Source organism: Usitatibacter rugosus (genome assembly GCF_013003965.1).
Taxonomy (GTDB): Bacteria; Pseudomonadota; Gammaproteobacteria; order Burkholderiales; family Usitatibacteraceae; genus Usitatibacter; species Usitatibacter rugosus.
Map to the genome: position 1 here is coordinate 2,018,008 of NZ_CP053069.1, position 16,703 is coordinate 2,034,710.

17 protein-coding genes are annotated in these 16,703 nt (G+C 69.1%); 2 read left to right on the forward strand and 15 right to left on the reverse strand.

Annotated features, from left to right (window positions below; translation table 11 throughout):
* Positions 1-4 precede the first annotated feature (4 nt).
* The 12 genes from DSM104443_RS09715 to DSM104443_RS09765 form a co-directional block, all read right to left on the reverse strand.
* Positions 5-1,669 (reverse strand): carboxyl transferase domain-containing protein, encoded by a 1,665-nt coding sequence (locus DSM104443_RS09715; protein ID WP_171091698.1) that lies wholly within the window; start codon positions 1,667-1,669, stop codon positions 5-7.
* Positions 1,669-2,406, reverse strand: coding sequence for a tetratricopeptide repeat protein (locus DSM104443_RS09720; protein ID WP_171091700.1), 738 nt, complete (start codon positions 2,404-2,406; stop codon positions 1,669-1,671). The genes DSM104443_RS09715 and DSM104443_RS09720 overlap by 1 nt, the downstream gene beginning before the upstream one ends.
* A 4-nt stretch (positions 2,407-2,410) precedes the next feature.
* Positions 2,411-2,866, reverse strand: a complete 456-nt coding sequence (locus DSM104443_RS09725; RefSeq protein ID WP_171091702.1) for a hypothetical protein — start codon at positions 2,864-2,866, stop codon at positions 2,411-2,413.
* A gap of 8 nt (positions 2,867-2,874) precedes the next feature.
* The gene (locus DSM104443_RS09730; RefSeq protein WP_171091704.1) at positions 2,875-4,032 is read right to left on the reverse strand and encodes an acyl-CoA dehydrogenase family protein; all 1,158 of its coding nucleotides are present in this window, start codon (positions 4,030-4,032) and stop codon (positions 2,875-2,877) included.
* A gap of 5 nt (positions 4,033-4,037) precedes the next feature.
* A complete protein-coding gene (locus tag DSM104443_RS09735) occupies positions 4,038-4,283 on the reverse strand; it encodes a hypothetical protein (protein ID WP_171091706.1) in 246 nt (81 codons plus the stop codon).
* A complete protein-coding gene (locus DSM104443_RS09740; protein WP_171091708.1) occupies positions 4,283-4,576 on the reverse strand; it encodes a TfoX/Sxy family DNA transformation protein in 294 nt (97 codons plus the stop codon). Before DSM104443_RS09740 ends, DSM104443_RS09735 begins: the two co-directional genes overlap by 1 nt.
* A 2-nt stretch (positions 4,577-4,578) precedes the next feature.
* Positions 4,579-5,757 (reverse strand): thiolase family protein, encoded by a 1,179-nt coding sequence (locus DSM104443_RS09745; protein WP_171091710.1) that lies wholly within the window; start codon positions 5,755-5,757, stop codon positions 4,579-4,581.
* A 22-nt stretch (positions 5,758-5,779) separates the two neighbouring features.
* Positions 5,780-6,823, reverse strand: a complete 1,044-nt coding sequence (locus DSM104443_RS09750; RefSeq protein ID WP_171091712.1) for a linear amide C-N hydrolase — start codon at positions 6,821-6,823, stop codon at positions 5,780-5,782.
* A 2-nt stretch (positions 6,824-6,825) separates the two neighbouring features.
* Positions 6,826-7,992 (reverse strand): isovaleryl-CoA dehydrogenase, encoded by a 1,167-nt coding sequence (locus DSM104443_RS09755; RefSeq protein WP_171091714.1) that lies wholly within the window; start codon positions 7,990-7,992, stop codon positions 6,826-6,828.
* A gap of 81 nt (positions 7,993-8,073) precedes the next feature.
* Positions 8,074-9,138 carry a BtrH N-terminal domain-containing protein gene (locus DSM104443_RS09760; RefSeq protein WP_246232912.1) on the reverse strand — a complete coding sequence of 355 codons (1,065 nt, stop codon included), beginning with the start codon at positions 9,136-9,138 and terminating at the stop codon, positions 8,074-8,076.
* Entirely contained in the window at positions 9,045-9,809 is a 765-nt protein-coding gene (locus tag DSM104443_RS21870; protein ID WP_246232793.1) for a 3-hydroxyacyl-CoA dehydrogenase, read from the reverse strand. The genes DSM104443_RS09760 and DSM104443_RS21870 overlap by 94 nt, the downstream gene beginning before the upstream one ends.
* A 2-nt stretch (positions 9,810-9,811) precedes the next feature.
* The gene (locus tag DSM104443_RS09765) at positions 9,812-10,666 is read right to left on the reverse strand and encodes a CoA transferase (RefSeq protein ID WP_212757074.1); all 855 of its coding nucleotides are present in this window, start codon (positions 10,664-10,666) and stop codon (positions 9,812-9,814) included.
* A gap of 34 nt (positions 10,667-10,700) precedes the next feature.
* Between DSM104443_RS09765 and DSM104443_RS09770 the strand changes: the two genes are divergently transcribed.
* The gene (locus DSM104443_RS09770; RefSeq protein WP_171091717.1) at positions 10,701-11,630 is read left to right on the forward strand and encodes an MBL fold metallo-hydrolase; all 930 of its coding nucleotides are present in this window, start codon (positions 10,701-10,703) and stop codon (positions 11,628-11,630) included.
* A complete protein-coding gene (locus DSM104443_RS09775) occupies positions 11,627-13,663 on the forward strand; it encodes a TonB-dependent receptor (RefSeq protein ID WP_246232799.1) in 2,037 nt (678 codons plus the stop codon). Before DSM104443_RS09770 ends, DSM104443_RS09775 begins: the two co-directional genes overlap by 4 nt.
* Here the strand turns inward: DSM104443_RS09775 and leuB are convergent.
* From leuB to leuC, 3 genes are read right to left on the reverse strand one after another with little or no spacing between them, the layout of a single operon-like run.
* Entirely contained in the window at positions 13,660-14,730 is a 1,071-nt protein-coding gene (gene leuB, locus DSM104443_RS09780; protein ID WP_171091719.1) for a 3-isopropylmalate dehydrogenase, read from the reverse strand. The two genes, DSM104443_RS09775 and leuB, sit on opposite strands and share 4 nt — an antisense overlap.
* Positions 14,727-15,305, reverse strand: a complete 579-nt coding sequence (gene leuD, locus DSM104443_RS09785) for a 3-isopropylmalate dehydratase small subunit (RefSeq protein ID WP_171091721.1) — start codon at positions 15,303-15,305, stop codon at positions 14,727-14,729. The genes leuB and leuD overlap by 4 nt, the downstream gene beginning before the upstream one ends.
* Positions 15,302-16,702, reverse strand: a complete 1,401-nt coding sequence (gene leuC / locus DSM104443_RS21775; protein WP_212757164.1) for a 3-isopropylmalate dehydratase large subunit — start codon at positions 16,700-16,702, stop codon at positions 15,302-15,304. The genes leuD and leuC overlap by 4 nt, the downstream gene beginning before the upstream one ends.
* Position 16,703: the final 1 nt, after the last annotated feature.

Genomic DNA, 16,703 nt, shown 5'->3' on the forward strand with positions numbered 1-16,703 from the left:
GTTCCTACATGCGGAAGACGCCGTAGCGCGTCTCTTCCACGGGTGCGTTGCGGGTGGCGGCGAGGGCGAGGCCCAGGACGCGGCGGGTATCGGCGGGATCGATGACCCCGTCGTCCCAGAGGCGCGCCGTCGCGTAGTACGGGTGGCCCTGGCGCTCGTACTGCTCGCGGATCGGGTCCTTGAACTTCTCTTCCTCTTCCTTCGACCACGCGCCTTTCTTCAGCTCGATGCCGTCGCGCTTCACGGTGGCCAGCACGCTCGCGGCCTGCTCGCCGCCCATCACGGAGATGCGGGCGTTGGGCCATGTCCAGAGGAAGCGCGGGTTGAAAGCCCGGCCGCACATGCCGTAGTTGCCGGCGCCGAACGAGCCGCCGAGGATCACGGTGAGCTTGGGCACCTTCGAGCACGACACGGCCGTGACCATCTTGGCGCCGTTCCTCGCGATGCCCTCGGTCTCGTACTTGCGCCCGACCATGAAGCCGGTGATGTTCTGCAGGAAGAGCAGCGGGATGCCGCGCTGGTTGCACAGCTCGATGAAGTGCGTGCCCTTCAGCGCGGATTCGGAAAACAGGATGCCGTTGTTCGCGATGATGCCCACGGGCATGCCGTAGAGGCTCGCGAAGCCCGTGACGAGCGTGGTGCCGTACAACGCCTTGAACTCATGGAACTCGCTGCCGTCCACCAGGCGCGCGATGACTTCTCGCACGTCGAAGGGTTGGCGCGGGTCCTTCGGGATGATTCCGTAGAGATCCTCGGCGGGGTAGAGCGGATCCTCAAACGTCGTTGCCGCGGAGGCGGGAACCCAGCCGCTGGATTCCCGAGGGAGCCTGCCCCCGAATGCTGTTGTCGGGGGCGGGAATGACGAGGGGCCGAGATTTCTCACGATGTCGCGGACGATGGCCAACGCGTGGCGGTCGTCGTCGGCGAGGTGGTCCACGACGCCGGAGATGCGCGCGTGCACGTCGCCGCCGCCGAGGTCCTCGGCCGTCACCACTTCGCCGGTGGCGGCCTTCACCAGCGGCGGGCCGCCGAGGAAGATCGTGCCCTGGTTCTTCACGATGATCGATTCGTCGCACATCGCCGGCACGTAGGCGCCGCCCGCGGTGCACGAGCCCATCACCGCGGCGATCTGCGCGATGCCCGCGGCCGAGAGATTGGCCTGGTTGAAGAAGATGCGGCCGAAGTGCTCCTTGTCCGGGAACACTTCATCCTGGAGCGGCAGGAACGCGCCGCCGGAATCCACGAGGTACACGCACGGCAGGCGGTTCTGCGCCGCGATCTCCTGCGCGCGAAGGTGCTTCTTCACCGTCATCGGGTAGTAGGTGCCGCCCTTCACGGTCGCATCGTTGGCGACGATGACGACCTCGCGGCCTTCGACCCGACCGATCCCGGTGATGACGCCGGCCGACGGCGCGTCGTCGCCGTACATCCCGTGGGCCGCGAGCTGCGAGAGCTCGAGGAAGGGCGCGCCCGGATCGAGCAGGGCGCGGACGCGATCGCGAGGCAGCAGCTTGCCCCGCGCGGTGTGCTTCTTCTGCGCATCGGGACCGCCGCCTTCGGAAACCTTCGCGACTTGCGAGCGCAGGTCCTCGGTGAGCGCGCGATGGTGCTCGGTGTTCGCGGTGAAGGCGGGCGACGAGGGATCGAGCCGCGAGCGGATGACGGGCATCAGGCGACTCCGCGCTCTTGGCGCGCGAGCTTCACCCATTCCTGCTCGGACTCGAGCGCGGAGCGGCGTCCATTCTTGGCGATGAGGTCGAAGAGCTCGTTGGCCTTCGCTTCGTCGCCGAGGCGCTTCAGCAACGCGGCGTAGCGGTACTTGGCTTCGAAGCCGACGTAGTGGGTGCGAAGGTCCTCGTAGACGGCGAGCGCGCGCTGCGTATCGCCCAGGCCGTCGAGCACGCGCGCTTCCAGGAGGCGAGCTTCCTCGCGGCGGAATTTCGGGTGCGCCTTCGCGAGGCGCTGCAGGATCTCCTCGGCCTGGCGGTGGCGCCCGTCGTAGAAATACGCACGAGCGCAGGCGAAGAGGACCCGCGGGTCGTTGGCGTGCGGGCCTTCGAGGCAGCCTTCGTAGAGGCGGATCGCTTCGTCGAACATGCCTTTCTCGAGGCACTCGTCGGCCAGGGCCGCGCGATTGTCGACGCTCGCCGTCACGGCGGCTTCCTCGGCGCGGCGCTTCAATTCGCCGTCGGGATTCAGCGCCTTGGCGATGTCGTGGATGCGCTTGCGAAGGTCCCGCTCCTCGCGCGAACTGGGGAAGACCTCGATGAAGTAGTAGGCGAGGCAGCCGACCACCGGGGCCAGGATGATGATCATGATCCATTTCGCGCCACGGCCGGTCCTGAGCGCGTGGAAGGCGAACGAGAACTGGATGATCGCCATGAGGATGTAGAGGACTCGAGCCATGGGCTTATTTTTTTCGTTCGAAGGGCCGGTAGGAGAGGCGAAGTGCGATGGTAACGACGGTCGCGCCGAGAAACCAGCGCGTCTCGCCGCCGAGGATCAGGTGCAGCACGCCGAAGGCCTGCGGCAGCTCGGCGAGCGCTCCGCCCACGCGCAGCGCCCGCATGAGCACCGGGCGGATGGTGGGGTCGGGCACGCCGCCGTTGGCCTGCATCGCGGCACGGTCCACGTGGAGCACGTGCGCGAAGTTGCGCAGGTAGAGCATCGCGGGAATGATCGCCGCGGTCGCCGCATAGAGCGCGTAGAGCGGCCAGTTGATGCCGCCGTCGCTTCCCGGCGCCCTGGGCATGGCGCCCGATTTGAAGAACATGAGCACCGCGCCCGCGAGGACGACGGTTCCGATCATCTGGACGAGCCAGGCGTTGACGAGCGCCTGGTTGGGGTTCGCCGCGTTCGTGGCCATGGCGTGGCCTAGCCGGCGGCGAGGTCGCGCGCGATCAGCAGGCGCTGGATCTCGCTGGTGCCCTCGTAGATCTGCGTGATGCGGGCATCGCGATAGTGGCGCTCGACCGGATAGTCCTCGAGGTAGCCGTAGCCGCCGTGGATCTGGATCGCCTTCGAGCAGACTTCCTCCGCCAGCTCCGAGGCGAAGAGCTTCGCCTGCGACGCTTCGGACAGGCACGGCAGCCCTTCGGTGCGCATGCGGGCGGCGTGGTGGATGAGCAGGCGAGCCGCGTTGATGCGCGTGTGCATGTCGGCCAGCATGTTGCCGATCGACTGGTGCTCGACCAGCTTCTTGCCGAACTGCGTGCGTTCCTTGCCGTAGGCGAGGGCGGCCTCGAAGGCAGCGCGCGCGATACCCAGCGCCTGCGCGGCGATGCCGATGCGCCCGCCCTCGAGGTTCGAGAGCGCGATCGCGAGGCCCTTGCCGCGGGGGCCGAGGAGGTTCGCCTCGGGAATGGCGCAGTCCTGCAGCGCGATGGCGCAGGTATCCGAGGCGCGGATGCCCATCTTGTGCTCCATGCGCTGCACGTTGAAGCCGGGCGTGTCCGTCGGGACGATGAACGCCGACAGGCCCTTCTTGCCGAGGTCGGGGTCGGTGACGGCGAACACGATCGCGACCGCGGCCCGCTTGCCGTTGGTGACGAACTGCTTGTTGCCGTTCAGCACCCACCGGCCATCCTTCAGCTCGGCGCGGGTCTTGAGATTGTTGGCCTCGCTGCCGGCCTGCGGCTCGGTGAGGCAGAAGCAGCCGATCTTCCTGCCGGCCGCCATGTCGGGAAGCCACGCCTGCTTTTGCGCCTCCGTGCCCCACGCGAGGATGGGACCGCAGCCCACGGAGTTGTGCACGCTCATCACGCCGCCGGTGGCCGCACAGCCCGCGGAGATCTCTTCCATGGCGAGCGCGTAGGCGACGTAGTCGGTGAACGAGCCGCCCCATTGCTCCGGAACGACCATGCCGAGGAAGCCCAGCTCGCCCAGCTTCGCCAGCACCGCTTCCGGCAGCCAGCCTTCGTGGTCCCAGCGGCCGGCGTGGGGCGCGAGCTCGGACTGTGCGAAATCGCGCGCCGTGTCGCGGATCATCCGCTGCTCGTCGGTGAGGAAATCGGCGTGGGCGCGCTGCAGCATCGTCGTCAGTTCGTCTTCTCGGCCTTCTCGACGGACTCGAGGGCCTTCTTGTTGAGGTCTTCCTGCATGCCCTTGGCCTGCTCGAGGGCCTTCACCGCGTCGCCGCCGTAGGCGCGCTGCTTCGCGCGCTCCGTGGCTTCGCGCTGCTCCGTGGCCGCGTCCACCTTCGGCGGCGGCGGCTTGTTGCATCCGCCCACGACGATCGCGGCACCCGTGGCGACGAGCAGCAGCGCCCGCGGCGAGCGCAGCATCAGGTCCTCGCGGCCTTCACGCGCTGCCGGATGTCGGCGCGCACGCGAGGCGGCAGGTGGTTCCAGCGCACGCCCGCGACGGCGCCGGCAAGCGCCAGGCAGGCGGGCACGCCGTCGCGCTCGGGATTGACCCGGCGAAGCTGCAGCCAGGCATCCCAGAAGCCGACGCGCATCAGGGCTTCGAGCGAGTCGATGCCCACGCCGCGAAGCTCCGAGGCGAGGGTGGGCCCGATGTTCGGCGTGCGCTCGATCGGGGTGGGGGTCGTAGTGGTATTGGTCGTTGTGGTCGTCATGTCTACAGGATCTCCAGGGCAATGGCGGTGGCCTCACCGCCTCCAATGCACAGCGCCGCGACGCCTTTCTTTCCGCCGCGCTGCTTCAACGCGTAGATCAAGGTCGTGATGATGCGGGCTCCCGTGGCGCCGATGGGGTGGCCCAGGGCCACCGCGCCGCCGTTCACGTTCACCTTGTCGTGCGGGATTCCTACGTCCTTCATCGCGGCCATGGTGACCACGGCGAAGGCTTCGTTCACTTCGAACAGGTCGACGTCGCCGGCCTTCCAGCCCGCCTTGTCGAGGACTTTCTTGATCGCGCCCACGGGAGCGGTCGTGAACCACTCCGGCTCGTGCGCGTTCGATGCATAGGCGACGATCCTCGCGAGCGGCTTCGTGCCTCGCTTCTTCGCTTCGCTCTCCGTCATCATCACCAGAGCCGCGGCGCCGTCGGAGATCGACGAGGAGGTGGCGGCCGTCACGGTGCCGTCCTTGTTGAAGGCGGGACGAAGCGTCGGGATCTTGTCCACGTTCACGGCGAAGGGCGTCTCGTCGTCGGAGACGATCTCGTTGCCCTTGCGGCCTTCCACCGTCACCGGGGCGATCTCGTCCTTGAAGGCGCCCGACTTCACGGCGGCCAGCGCCCGCTCGGTCGAGGTCTTCGAGTACTGGTCCATCTGCTCGCGCGTGAAGCCGTACTTGGCGGCCGTCGCGTCGGCGAAGGTGCCCATGGGCTTGCCGTCGTAGGCGTTCTCCAGCCCGTCGAAGGCCATGTGGTCGAGCACCTTCTGGTGGCCGTAGCGATAGCCGCCGCGCGCCTTCGGCAGCAGGTGCGGCGCGTTGGTCATCGATTCCATGCCGCCGGCCACGACGATCGTGGCCTGGCCGGAGGACAGCTCGTCGGCGGCCATCATCGCGGCCTTCATGCCCGAGCCGCACATCTTGTTCACGGTGGTGGCGGGCGTGGACTTGTCCAGCCCGGCGCCGAGCGCGGCCTGGCGGGCGGGCGCCTGGCCCTGGCCCGCGGGGAGTACGCAGCCGAAGATCACGTCGTCGACTTCGGTGGGCTTCACGCCCGCCTGCTCGATGGCGGCCTTGATCGCGACCGCACCGAGCTGCGCCGCGGTGACGGAGTTGAACTTGCCCTGCATCGCCCCGATCGGGGTTCGCTTCGCGGCGACGATGACGATGGATTCAGCCATTACGTGTTTCTCCTTGCGTGATTCACCCCGCCACGCAGTGGCGGGTGCTCTCGATCCGTGCGGCTTCGGCCCGCGCGGCCTGTGCCGGCAAGCGGATGTCGGGGGATTTGGCGAACGCGAGCACGACCTGGCGCTCGTTCGCTTCCGGCGCGTAGGGCAGGAAGGCCTTCGTCACGTCGCCGCGGCCGGTGTCGACGTCGAGCATCCCGCCCGGCGCCTTGCACGAGTAGTCGAACGACGCGTAGGCGATGCTGCGGCGCTCGCGATTCGGGGTGGTGCGGTAGTGGATCGTCGCGGCCTTGAGGTCATAGACGACCTGCCATTGCGTGTGGCCCTTCTGCGCGACCTCGTCCAGGATCCCGAAGCTGCGCTCGACGGCGCTCTCGGTGGGCTGGGCCTCGTAGGCCTTCACGGCTCGCGCCGCACGGCTGAAGCGCTCGCGCGAGCCCTCGAGCCCGCGCGGCAGCTCTGCTTTCGGCGTCGTCTTCGCGGCGTATTCGACATCCTCGTCGTAGGGCGTGTTGGCGAGCACGCGCGAGGCGAGCGTCTCGCCGCGGCGCACGACCATGCGGCCGTTGAGGAACTCCACGACCGCGGTGTCGCCCGAGCGGTCGGCGAGCAGGAAATGCAGCGGGGCGCTGGTGCCGATGCGAACGCGCTTGGCGCCCGTTACGGCTTCCTCGACGCTGGCGTAGTTGTCGAGCAGGTACTGGATCCACTCGAGCGAGCCGAGCTGCGGGCGCGAATCGGCCGGCGGGTACTTGGTGTCCTGCAGCTCCATCAGCTCGACCACGAAGCCGCGCTCGTTCACGCCGCCCATCGGGTTGTCGCGCCCGTACTGGTTGAACGTGACGCTGCCGTACTTCGAGGTCCAGCGGGCGGCGTTGCGCTCGAGGACCGAGACCTTTTCCACGCCGCGCGCATTCACCAGCACCATGCCTTCGCCGAACGCGTAGTCGTAGTTGCGGCCGAAGACGAGGCCCTCGGGGCCGCGCACGCAGAACGTGGTGCAGGGCACGGCCGGTAGGGCCGCGCAGAGGGCGAGGGCGCCGAGCGCGCGTCGCATCCTCAAACGCTCTCCTCGAAAAGCTCCCGGCCGATCAGCATGCGGCGGATCTCGTTGGTGCCGGCGCCGATGTCGTAGAGCTTGGCGTCGCGCAGCAGCCGGCCCGCGGGGAACTCGTTGATGTAGCCGTTGCCGCCCAGGCACTGGATCGCTTCCAGCGTGACTGCGACGGCGCTTTCGGAGGCGAAGAGGATGCAGGCCGCGGCGTCCTTGCGCGCGGCACGACCGCGCCCCTGGTCCAGCGCATTGGCCACGCGGTAGGAGAAAGCGCGCGAGGCCTGGAGCTTCGTGTACATGTCGGCCACCTTGCCCTGCATGAGGCCGAAGGTGCCGATGGGCTGGCCGAATTGCTTGCGCTCGTGCACGTACGGGAGCACGAGGTCCATCGCCGATTGCATGATGCCGATCGGGCCGCCGGAGAGGACGGTGCGCTCCGTGTCCAGGCCCTTCATCAGCACCTTGGAGCCGCCGTTCAGCGTGCCGAGGATGTTCTCCTCGGGGATCTCGCAGTCCTGGAAGACGAGCTCGCACGTATCCGAGCCGCGCATGCCGAGCTTGTCCAGCTTCTGCGCGGTGGAGAAACCCTTCATGCCCTTCTCGACCAGGAAGGCGGTCATCGCCTTGGAGCCCTGGTCCTTCGGCGCCGTGCGCATGTAGACGATCGCGACGTCGGCGTGGGGCCCGTTGGTGATCCACATCTTGGAGCCGTTGGCGATCCAGCGGTCGCCCTTCTTCTCCGCCTTGCACGCCATGGAGCCCACGACGTCGGAGCCCGCGCCGGGCTCGCTCATCGCAAGCGCACCGACGAACTCACCCGAGCAGAGCTTCGGCAGGAACTTCGCCCGCTGCTGCTCGTTGCCGTTGAGGTACAAGTTGTTCACGCACAGGTTGGAGTGCGCTCCGTAGGCGAGGCCCACCGATGCGGAGGCGCGGGAGATCTCCTCCATCGCGACCACGTGGGCGGTGTAGCCCAGGCCGGTGCCGCCGTATTCCTCGGGGATCGTCATGCCGAGCAGGCCGAGATCGCCCAACTTGCGCCACATGTCGGCGGGGAACTCGTTCTCGACGTCGATCGCGGCGGCGCGGGGGGCGAGCTCCGCGTCGCACATGCGCTTCACGGTATCGCGAAGCGCGTCGGTGTCCTCGGTGAGATGCGTATCGAACAACATGCACGGCCTCCTCGGGGTCGGTCCCCGTCTTGCGGGGGTCCTCGGGCGGGCCCCCTCATGGGGAGCGGCCCGGAATAGTAATTATCGCCCAAAAGGGGGTGCTTCTGCAGCGCGGGCCCCCAGATCGAGCAGCAGGGCCGCTTCCAAATCTGCAATCTTGTCAAGGGCTTGGGCTGCGGCCCGGAGCCGGCCGGGATCGTTATGTACGAAAGCGGACTTGCAGTCGCCGGCCAGCGACGACCAGTCCGCGGCGAGGGCGCGCATCCGGGGCACGGCCTCGATCGCCGCGAGGCCCGGCAAGGCCGGCGAAACCTGCTGGAGGAAGTCCGCGTAGAGGCCGCGAAAGCCTCCGCCGCCCGTGCCGCGCTTCTCGATCGACTGGTAGGCGAAGCGCGCGCTCCAGGCCCAGTCCGGGGAGTCGCTCCACGCCTTGCCGCGGGCCGCGAGACGCTTCATCGCGGGAATGCCGGCGTCGGCATGCGACGGCTCGAGCATCTCGCGGGCCGTGATCGCGATCGAGCGCGCGATGAGCGCCGCATCCACGCGAAAGTCGATCTTCGGGGCGGAGGCGATGCGATACGGCTCCATCCACGGGCAGCCCTCGCCGACGAGCGCCGCACGAAGCGCCTCTGCCGGCACGCGCTGCAGCTCGTGGGAGAACGTATCCGCGATCGTCGCCGTCGTGCCGTCGAAATCCGTGACGACGATGCCGTGCATCGGGAAATGCACCGGCTCGTAGTACGGGAGATAAGCAATGTCGGTTTGCGCGAGGAGCGGGCGTCCCGCGGCGAGGCTCGCGGTGATCGCTTGCGGATCCCAGCGGCCCATCCACGCGAGCTCGTGGCCGAAGAGGCGATAGAACTTGCCTTCGAGGTCGAGCGCGCGGCCGTTGAAGCGATGCACCGGCGAGTAGCGGCCGTCGTCCGTGTACACGAAGCCCAGGCCGCTGCCGAGGCCGAACACCATGGGCTCGGAGGCGCGTGCGCCGTCGAACTTCAGCAGGTCCGCGATCGACGAGGACGAGCAGTGTGTCCCGGCGTAGTGGTCGAAGTTTATTTGGCGGTCATCCGGATGGCGCCGTCGAGGCGGATCACCTCGCCGTTCAGCACCTCGTTCTCGATGATGTGCTTGGCGAGCGCGGCGTATTCCTCGGGCTTGCCCAGGCGCGGCGGGAACGGGATCTGCGCTCCGAGCGAGGCGCGGATCTCGTCGCTCATGCCCTGCAGCATCGGGGTATCGAAGATGCCGGGCGCGATCGTCATCACGCGGATGCCGAACTTCGCGAGCTCGCGGGCGATGGGCAGTGTCATGCCGTTCACGCCCGCCTTCGAGGCGGCGTAGGCCGCCTGGCCGATCTGCCCGTCCATCGAGGCGACCGACGAGGTGTTGATGATGACGCCGCGCTCGCCGCCTTCGTTGGGCGCCTGCACGCTCATCTTCGCGGCCGCGAGGCGAATCGCGTTGAACGTGCCGACCAGGTTGATCTTCACCGCGCGGTCGAACGACGCGAGGGCGTGCGGGCCGTTGCGGCCGACGACGCGCTCGCCGGGTGCGACGCCGGCGCAGTTCACGAGGCCGTGGATCGCGCCGAACTTCGCCACGCACGCATCGACGCAGGCCTGCATGGAGGCTTCGTCGGTGACGTCGGTCTTCTGGAACGCGGCGCGCGCTCCCAGCTCGCCGGCGAGCTTCGCGCCCGCATCGCTCACGTCGGCGATCATCACGTTGCCGCCGTTCGCGGCGATCATCTTCGCGGTGGCGGCGCCGAGGCCGGAGCCCCCGCCGGTGATGAGGAAGGTCTGCTTTTCGATCTGCATGGTCAGCTTTCGGGAAGGGAAGCGGTGCGAAGCGCCACGATCGGCAGGTCGCGGGGCCGGGCCCACGCTTCCCAATGATCGGCGTCCTCGGTGGCGAAGACCGTCGCGGCGCGGTCGATGGTGAGGCGCTCGAACCCGAACGCCTCGGCGAGCGCGGCGGCGAAGTGGGGTTCGAGTGCGGCGACGGCGACCCAGCCGCGCTTCGCGGCGTAGATGTTGTAGCCCGCGAGCGCACCGCCGACCATCGCCCCGGGCGTCGTGAGCCCGTAGTCGCGCGGCAATGCGAGCCAGTTGGCAGCGTCGGAAAGCGGCACATACGCGGCCTGCGACGGGCGCCGCCGGTCGCGCGCGATGATGAGCGCCAGCGCGGTGGAGACGGCGCGCTCGGCGCCGGCCATGTCCGCATACAGCGTGGCGGGCAGGGTCGGCGGCGTGAGGAGGCCGGCCTGCGCGAGGTAGGTGAGATCGTGGCCCGGCACTTCTTCGTCGGGTGGCGGGTGCCCCGTGATGGCCACGTGGCAGAGCTTCGGGAAGCGTTCGGCGAGCGCTCCGGCCCCGAGACCCAGGCGGGCGAGCGCCGATGGGCGCTGTGCCGTCACGAAGAGATCGGCGCGCAGCAACAGCTCGTCCATCGCGCGGCGATCGGCCTCTTCCTTGAGGTCGAGCTTCCGCACCGCGATGTCGTCGTGCAGGCGTGCGTACCAGGCGGGGCAATACAGCTCCATCGGATCGCCCCGCGGCGGTTCCACCTTCACGACCGAGGCCCCGAGGTCGCGCAGGCGCGAGCACGCCGCCGGGCCGGGGAGGTTCAGCGCCATCGTGACGACGTGGAGGCCTGCGAGCAGCGAGGAAGCCAAGGACGGGCACGCTAGAATGCGGGAGCCGAATTATATGTCCACGCTCCTTCCTCCTACCGTCCGCGCCCTCGAGCGCGGCTGGCTCAACTGCAACCAGGTCCTGCTTTTCGAAGCGGGCGCGAACGTGCTCATCGATTCGGGCTACTGCACGCATCGCGAGGAGACCTTGGCGTTGCTGGCCGGACCCGTGGGCCTCGACGGAGCGCCGCTCGAGCGCTTGATCAACACGCACTGCCATTCCGACCACATGGGCGGCAACGCGGCCGTGGCCCATGTCTACGGCTGCTCCATCACTGTTCCCGAGGGCGAGGTGAAGCACATCGTCCCGTGGACGCCGCAGAGCGCGTGGATGGCGCAGTTCGACCAGCGCGCCGATCCGTTCTTCCACGACGAGACCATTGCCGCGGGCGACACCTTCGAAGGGGGTGGCCTCGAATGGGAGGCGCACGCCGCGCCCGGCCACGACATGGACGCGCTGATGTTCTTCGAGCCGCGCCACCGCATCCTCATCTCCGGCGACGCGCTGTGGGAGAACGCGATGGGGTTCGTGTGGCCGGAGGAGGGCGGCACCAATCCGTACATCGAGGCGGCGTTCGAAACGCTCTCGGCGATCGAGGCGCTCGATCCCGCCGTCGTGATCCCGGGGCACGGCGCGGTGTTCGCCGGGGCGCGGGGTGCGATCGAGACGGTGCGCTCGAAGCTCGAGGCCTTCTCGCAGGATCCGCGCAAGAACGCGCGCCACGTCGTGAAGGTGATGTTCGTGTTCTCGCTGCTCGATCGCGGAACGATGGCGGTGGACGAGGTGCCAGGCTACCTCGCCCGTGTCGAATGCCACCGCCAGATGAACGAGCGCTTCCTCGGCCTCGAACCGCAGGCCTTCGCCGACTGGCTGCTCGCCGACCTGGTGCGCGCCGGTGCGGTGCACGTCGAAGGCGGCGCGGTGCGCGCGACCTCGAAGGCGTGAGGGCCCGGCTCGGCGCGGCGTTGCTCGCCGCATCGGCCGCTTCGCACGCGCACGATCCCACGCCCATGCCGGGCATCGAGGTTCTCGGCCGCTACGCCGACGACATCGGCGCCTGGGATGCGGCGAGCCAGGGCGCCGTCACGCGCCAGGGGATCGAGAAGCGACCGCTGTTGCGCCCCGGCGAAGTGCTGGAGGCCGTGCCGGGGATGGTCGTCACGCAGCACTCGGGCGACGGCAAGGCGAACCAGTATTTCCTCCGCGGCTACAACCTCGACCACGGCACCGACTTCGCGACCTGGGTCGCGGGCATGCCGGTCAACATGCCGACGCACGCGCATGGACAGGGCTACACGGACCTCAACTTCCTCATCCCCGAGTTGATCGAGCGCGTGGTGTACACGAAGGGTCCGTACTTCGCGGAGGACGGCGACTTCTCGTCCGTCGGCACGGCCCGGATCTCGTACGCGGAGCAACTGCGCGAGGACTCCGCGACGCTGACCGCGGGCTCCTTCGATTTCCAGCGCGCGGTCGTCACCGGATCGCCGGCGCTGGGACCAGGCCATCTCGTCTACGGCGTGGAGTACCAGCACAACGACGGCTCGTGGGACTTGCCCGCGAACTATCGAAAGGCGAACGCGGTGCTGCGCTACGCGAGCGGCACGGCCGACAACGGCTTCAACGTGACGGCGATGGGCTACTCCGCGAAGTGGGATTCGACCGACCAGATCCCGCAGCGCGCGGTGGACGCGGGTACGGTCGGACGCTACGGGTACGTCGATCCCACCGACGGCGGAAAGGCGCAGCGATACAGCCTTTCGGGTGAATGGCGCGCCGCGACCGACACCACGACGACCACGTTCGCGGCGTATGCGATCCGCTCACGCCTGAATCTCTTCTCCAACTTCACCTACTTCCTCGACGACCCGGATCGCGGCGACCAGTTCGAGCAGGCCGAGCGCCGCACGACGCTGGGCGGGCAGGGGAGCCGCACATGGACGGGCGTGTGGAGTGCGCGGCCGTACTGGAACACGGTTGGCCTGCAGGTACGCCACGACCGCCTCGAGCCCGTAGGCCTCTACGCCAGCGAAGGACGTGAGCGCCTCGCCACGACGCGCGAGGACCAGGTGACCGTGCAAAGCGCCGCGCCCTTCGTCTCGAACACACTGCTGTGGACGCCGTGGCTGCGGACGCTCGCGGCGCTGCGCTACGACGCGTACCGCTTCAAGGTCTCGAGCGACCTTCGCCAGAACAGCGGCGATCGCAGCGACTCGATCGTATCGCCCAAGCTCTCCGTCGTGCTCGGGCCGTGGGCGGACACAGAGCTCTTCGTGAATGGCGGCAGCGGGTTCCACAGCAACGATGCCCGCGGCACGACGACGCGCGTCGATCCGAAGACGGGCGAAGCGGCCGAACCCGTGGACCCGCTGGTGCGAACGCGCGGGCATGAGCTGGGCGCGCGCAGCAAGCTCGCGCAGGGCCTCACCGCGTCGATGTCGCTCTGGGCGCTGCGCCAGGATTCGGAGCTGCTCTTCGTGGGCGACGCGGGCACGACCGAGCCCAGCCGGCCTTCGAAGCGGAAGGGCGTGGAGCTGCTGGTGCAGTACCTGCCGCTGCCGTGGATCGCGATGGATCTCGCCTACGCGCGGACGAAGGCGCGCTTCGACGGGGGCGAGGGAGGCAACCTCATCCCGGGTGCGCCGGAAACGGTCGCCGCCGCGGGCATCGCGCTGGATCATCCGAGCGGCGTGTCGGCGGCGCTGCGCTGGCGCTATTTCGGCCCGCGGCCGCTGGTCGAGGACGGCAGCGTCACGTCACGCTCGACGTCGATGGTGAATGCGCGCCTGGGGTATGTCGTCTCGAAGGCCATGCACGTGCACCTGGACGTCTTCAACCTGTTCGACCGGAAGGATGACGACATCGCGTACTTCTACGCGTCGCGCCTGCCGGGGGAGCCCGCCGCCGGCGTGGACGACGTCCACTTCCATCCGGTGGAGCGCCGCGCCGCGCGCGTCTCGGTCTCGCTCGCGTTCTAGGTCTTCAGCGCTTCCACCACGGCGTCGCCCATCGTGCGCGTGCCGACCTGCGTCGTTCCCGGGCCGTGGATGTCCGCGGTTCGCAAGCCCTCGCGAAGCACGCGGCCCACCGCGCCGTGGATGCGCGCAGCAGTCGCTTCGTCGTCGAAGGAGTGGCGCAGCATCATCGCCGCGGAGAGGATCGCGGCCAGCGGATTCGCGATGTCGCGTCCGGCGATGTCCGGAGCGCTGCCGTGCACCGGCTCGTACAGACCCTTGCGTCCCGCGCCGAGCGATGCGGACGGAAGCATGCCGATGGAGCCGGTGAGCATCGCCGCCGCATCCGAGAGGATGTCGCCGAAGACATTGCCCATCACCATCACGTCGAAGGACTTCGGCTCCTTCATCAGCAGCATCACCGCCGCGTCCACGAACAGGTGGCGCAGCTCCACGTCCGGATATTCGCGCCCGACGCGGGTGACCACCGTGCGCCAGAGCTGCATCGTCTCCAGCACGTTCGCCTTGTCCACCGAGCAGACCTTCGAGCGGCGGCCCCGAGCGGCCCGGAACGCGACGTGGGCGATGCGCTCGATCTCCGGCTCGCTGTAGCGCATCGTGTTGAAGCCCTCCATCGCTCCGGCCGCGTTGGGCGCGATGCCCCGCGGCTCGCCGAAGTAGAGGTCGCCGGTCAGCTCGCGCAGGATCATGAGGTCCAGGCCTTCGACGACCTCGCGCTTCAGCGTCGAGGCGGCCACGAGCTCCGGGAACAGGAACGCGGGGCGGAAGTTCGCGAACAGGTCGAGGTCCTTGCGCAGGCGCAGCAGGCTCGCACCCGGACGCATCCCGTAGGGAATCGCCTCGTCGCCGGGAATGCCGACGGATCCGAAGAGGATCGCATCGGCGTCGCGAGCGGCCTGGAGGGTTGCCGGCGGCAGCGGATCGCCCGCGAGGTCCACGCCGGCCTGCCCGATCGGCGCCTCCACGAGCTCCATGGGCCGCGTCCGGCCGACCGCGGCGCGCAGCACCTTGACCGCCTCCGCGGTGACTTCCCTTCCGATGCCGTCGCCGGCGAGCACTGCGATCTTCATGCGGGAGTGGCTTTCGTTCGTTCGAAGCGTTCGATGTCGGGCAGCAGCGTGAGCGTGTAGGCGAGCTCGTCCAGGCCCTCGAGCAGGCAGCGCTTCGAGAACGCGTCGATCTCGAAGGCGTGTTCCGTGCCGTCCGGTGCGGTCACCCGCTGGCGTGCGAGGTCCACGCGGACTCGCGTCCCGGGCCCGGCCTCGAGGCGTTGCAGCATCGACGCCACCGCAGCCTCGGGCAGCAGGACGGGGAGCAGGCCGTTCTTGATCGCGTTGCTTCGGAAGATGTCGCCGAAGGAGGGGGCGATCGCGACGCGAAAGCCGTGGTCGTACAACGCCCACACGGCATGCTCGCGCGACGAGCCGCAGCCGAAGTTGGCGCTGCCGACCACGATGCGCGCTCCGCGATACACGGGATCGTCGAGCGGGATCGCATCGCGCACGTCGCGGAACAGGAAGTCGCCGAAAGGGGCGCCGCGCGGCTTCTGCAGGTAGCGCGCGGGCAGGATCTGGTCGGTATCCACGTTGGGGCGCGGCACGGGAAGCGCCGGCGACTCGACGATGCCGATCGGCTCGCGCTTCATCGCAGCAGCTCCCGCACGTCGGAGAGATGTCCACGCAACGCCGCCGCGGCGGCCATCGCCGGGCTCATCAGGTGCGTGCGCGCGCCCGGTCCCTGGCGGCCGACGAAGTTGCGGTTCGAGGTCGACGCGCACCGCTGGCCCGGCGCCACCTGGTCGCCGTTGGTGCCCAGGCACATCGAGCAGCCCGGATGGCGCCATTCGAAGCCCGCCTCGAGGAAGATGCGGTCCAGGCCCGCGGCCTCGGCCTCGCGCTTCACGAGGCCCGACCCCGGGACGACCCAGGCCTTCACGCGCGGATCGACCTTGCGGCCAGACACCACGGCCGCGGCGGCGCGAAGGTCTTCGATCCGTCCGTTGGTGCACGAGCCGATGAACACGCGATCGACCGCGACGTCGGTGAGCGCCGTGCCGGGCGTGAGGCCCATGTAGTCGAGGGCCCTGCGCATCGCGTCTCGCCGCGCGGTGTCGCCCGCGGACGCGGGGTCGGGCACGCGGCCCGTGATCGGCAGCGCATCCTCGGGGCTCGTGCCCCACGTGACCATCGGGGCGAGCGATCCCGCGTCGAGCGTCACGTCACGATCGAACGCGGCGTCCGGGTCCGTGGCGAGCGAGCGCCAGCCAGCCATGGCCTTGTCCCACTCGGCACCGCGAGGCACGTGCGGACGCCCCGCGAGATAGCTGAACGTCGTGTCGTCGGGCGCGATGAGGCCCGCACGCGCACCCGCTTCGATCGACATGTTGCAGACCGTGAGCCGGCCTTCCATCGAAAGCGAGCGGATGGCGCTCCCGGCGTACTCGATCACGTGGCCGACCGCGCCGGCCGCTCCGATGCGCGCGATCACCGCGAGGATGATGTCCTTGGCGGACACGGCCGGCGGCAGCGTGCCTTCCACGTTCACGCGCAACGTGCGCGGGCGGCGCTGCCAGATCGATTGCGTGGCGAGCACGTGCGCGACCTCGGTCGCGCCGATGCCGAAGGCGAGCGCACCCAACGCGCCATGCGTCGACGTGTGGCTGTCGCCGCACACGATCAGCATCCCGGGGCGGGAAAGGCCTTGCTCGGGCGCCACCACATGCACGATGCCCTGGCGAACGTCGCCCAGCGGGAACAGCGTGATCCCGGCCGAACGCGCATCGGATTGCAGCGCCTCGGCCATCGCCCGTTTCTCCGGATCGGCCATCGTGGCCAGGTCGCGGCTGTCGGTGGGCACGTAGTGGTCGGGCGTGGCGAAGCTGCGCTCGGGGGCGCGCGGAACGAGCCCGCGCTGGCGAAGCATCTCGAAGGCCGGCGCCGAGCCGTCCTGCAGCAGGTGGCTGTCGACCGACAGCAGCGCGGCACCATCCTCGCGCTCGAGGATGCGGTGCGCGTTCCAGATCTTGTCGAAGAGGGTCGGAATC

Bases quoted from the DNA above. Each gene is read 5' to 3' on its own strand.
- DSM104443_RS09715 (WP_171091698.1), bottom strand. From the start codon at position 1,669: ATGCCCGTCATCCGCTCGCGGCTCGATCCCTCGTCGCCCGCCTTCACC.
- DSM104443_RS09720 (WP_171091700.1), bottom strand. From the start codon at position 2,406: ATGGCTCGAGTCCTCTACATCCTCATGGCGATCATCCAGTTCTCGTTC.
- DSM104443_RS09725 (WP_171091702.1), bottom strand. From the start codon at position 2,866: ATGGCCACGAACGCGGCGAACCCCAACCAGGCGCTCGTCAACGCCTGG.
- DSM104443_RS09730 (WP_171091704.1), bottom strand. From the start codon at position 4,032: ATGCTGCAGCGCGCCCACGCCGATTTCCTCACCGACGAGCAGCGGATG.
- DSM104443_RS09735 (WP_171091706.1), bottom strand. From the start codon at position 4,283: ATGCTGCGCTCGCCGCGGGCGCTGCTGCTCGTCGCCACGGGTGCCGCG.
- DSM104443_RS09740 (WP_171091708.1), bottom strand. From the start codon at position 4,576: ATGACGACCACAACGACCAATACCACTACGACCCCCACCCCGATCGAG.
- DSM104443_RS09745 (WP_171091710.1), bottom strand. From the start codon at position 5,757: ATGGCTGAATCCATCGTCATCGTCGCCGCGAAGCGAACCCCGATCGGG.
- DSM104443_RS09750 (WP_171091712.1), bottom strand. From the start codon at position 6,823: ATGCGACGCGCGCTCGGCGCCCTCGCCCTCTGCGCGGCCCTACCGGCC.
- DSM104443_RS09755 (WP_171091714.1), bottom strand. From the start codon at position 7,992: ATGTTGTTCGATACGCATCTCACCGAGGACACCGACGCGCTTCGCGAT.
- DSM104443_RS21870 (WP_246232793.1), bottom strand. From the start codon at position 9,809: ATGCAGATCGAAAAGCAGACCTTCCTCATCACCGGCGGGGGCTCCGGC.
- DSM104443_RS09770 (WP_171091717.1), top strand. From the start codon at position 10,701: ATGTCCACGCTCCTTCCTCCTACCGTCCGCGCCCTCGAGCGCGGCTGG.
- leuB (WP_171091719.1), bottom strand. From the start codon at position 14,730: ATGAAGATCGCAGTGCTCGCCGGCGACGGCATCGGAAGGGAAGTCACC.
- leuD (WP_171091721.1), bottom strand. From the start codon at position 15,305: ATGAAGCGCGAGCCGATCGGCATCGTCGAGTCGCCGGCGCTTCCCGTG.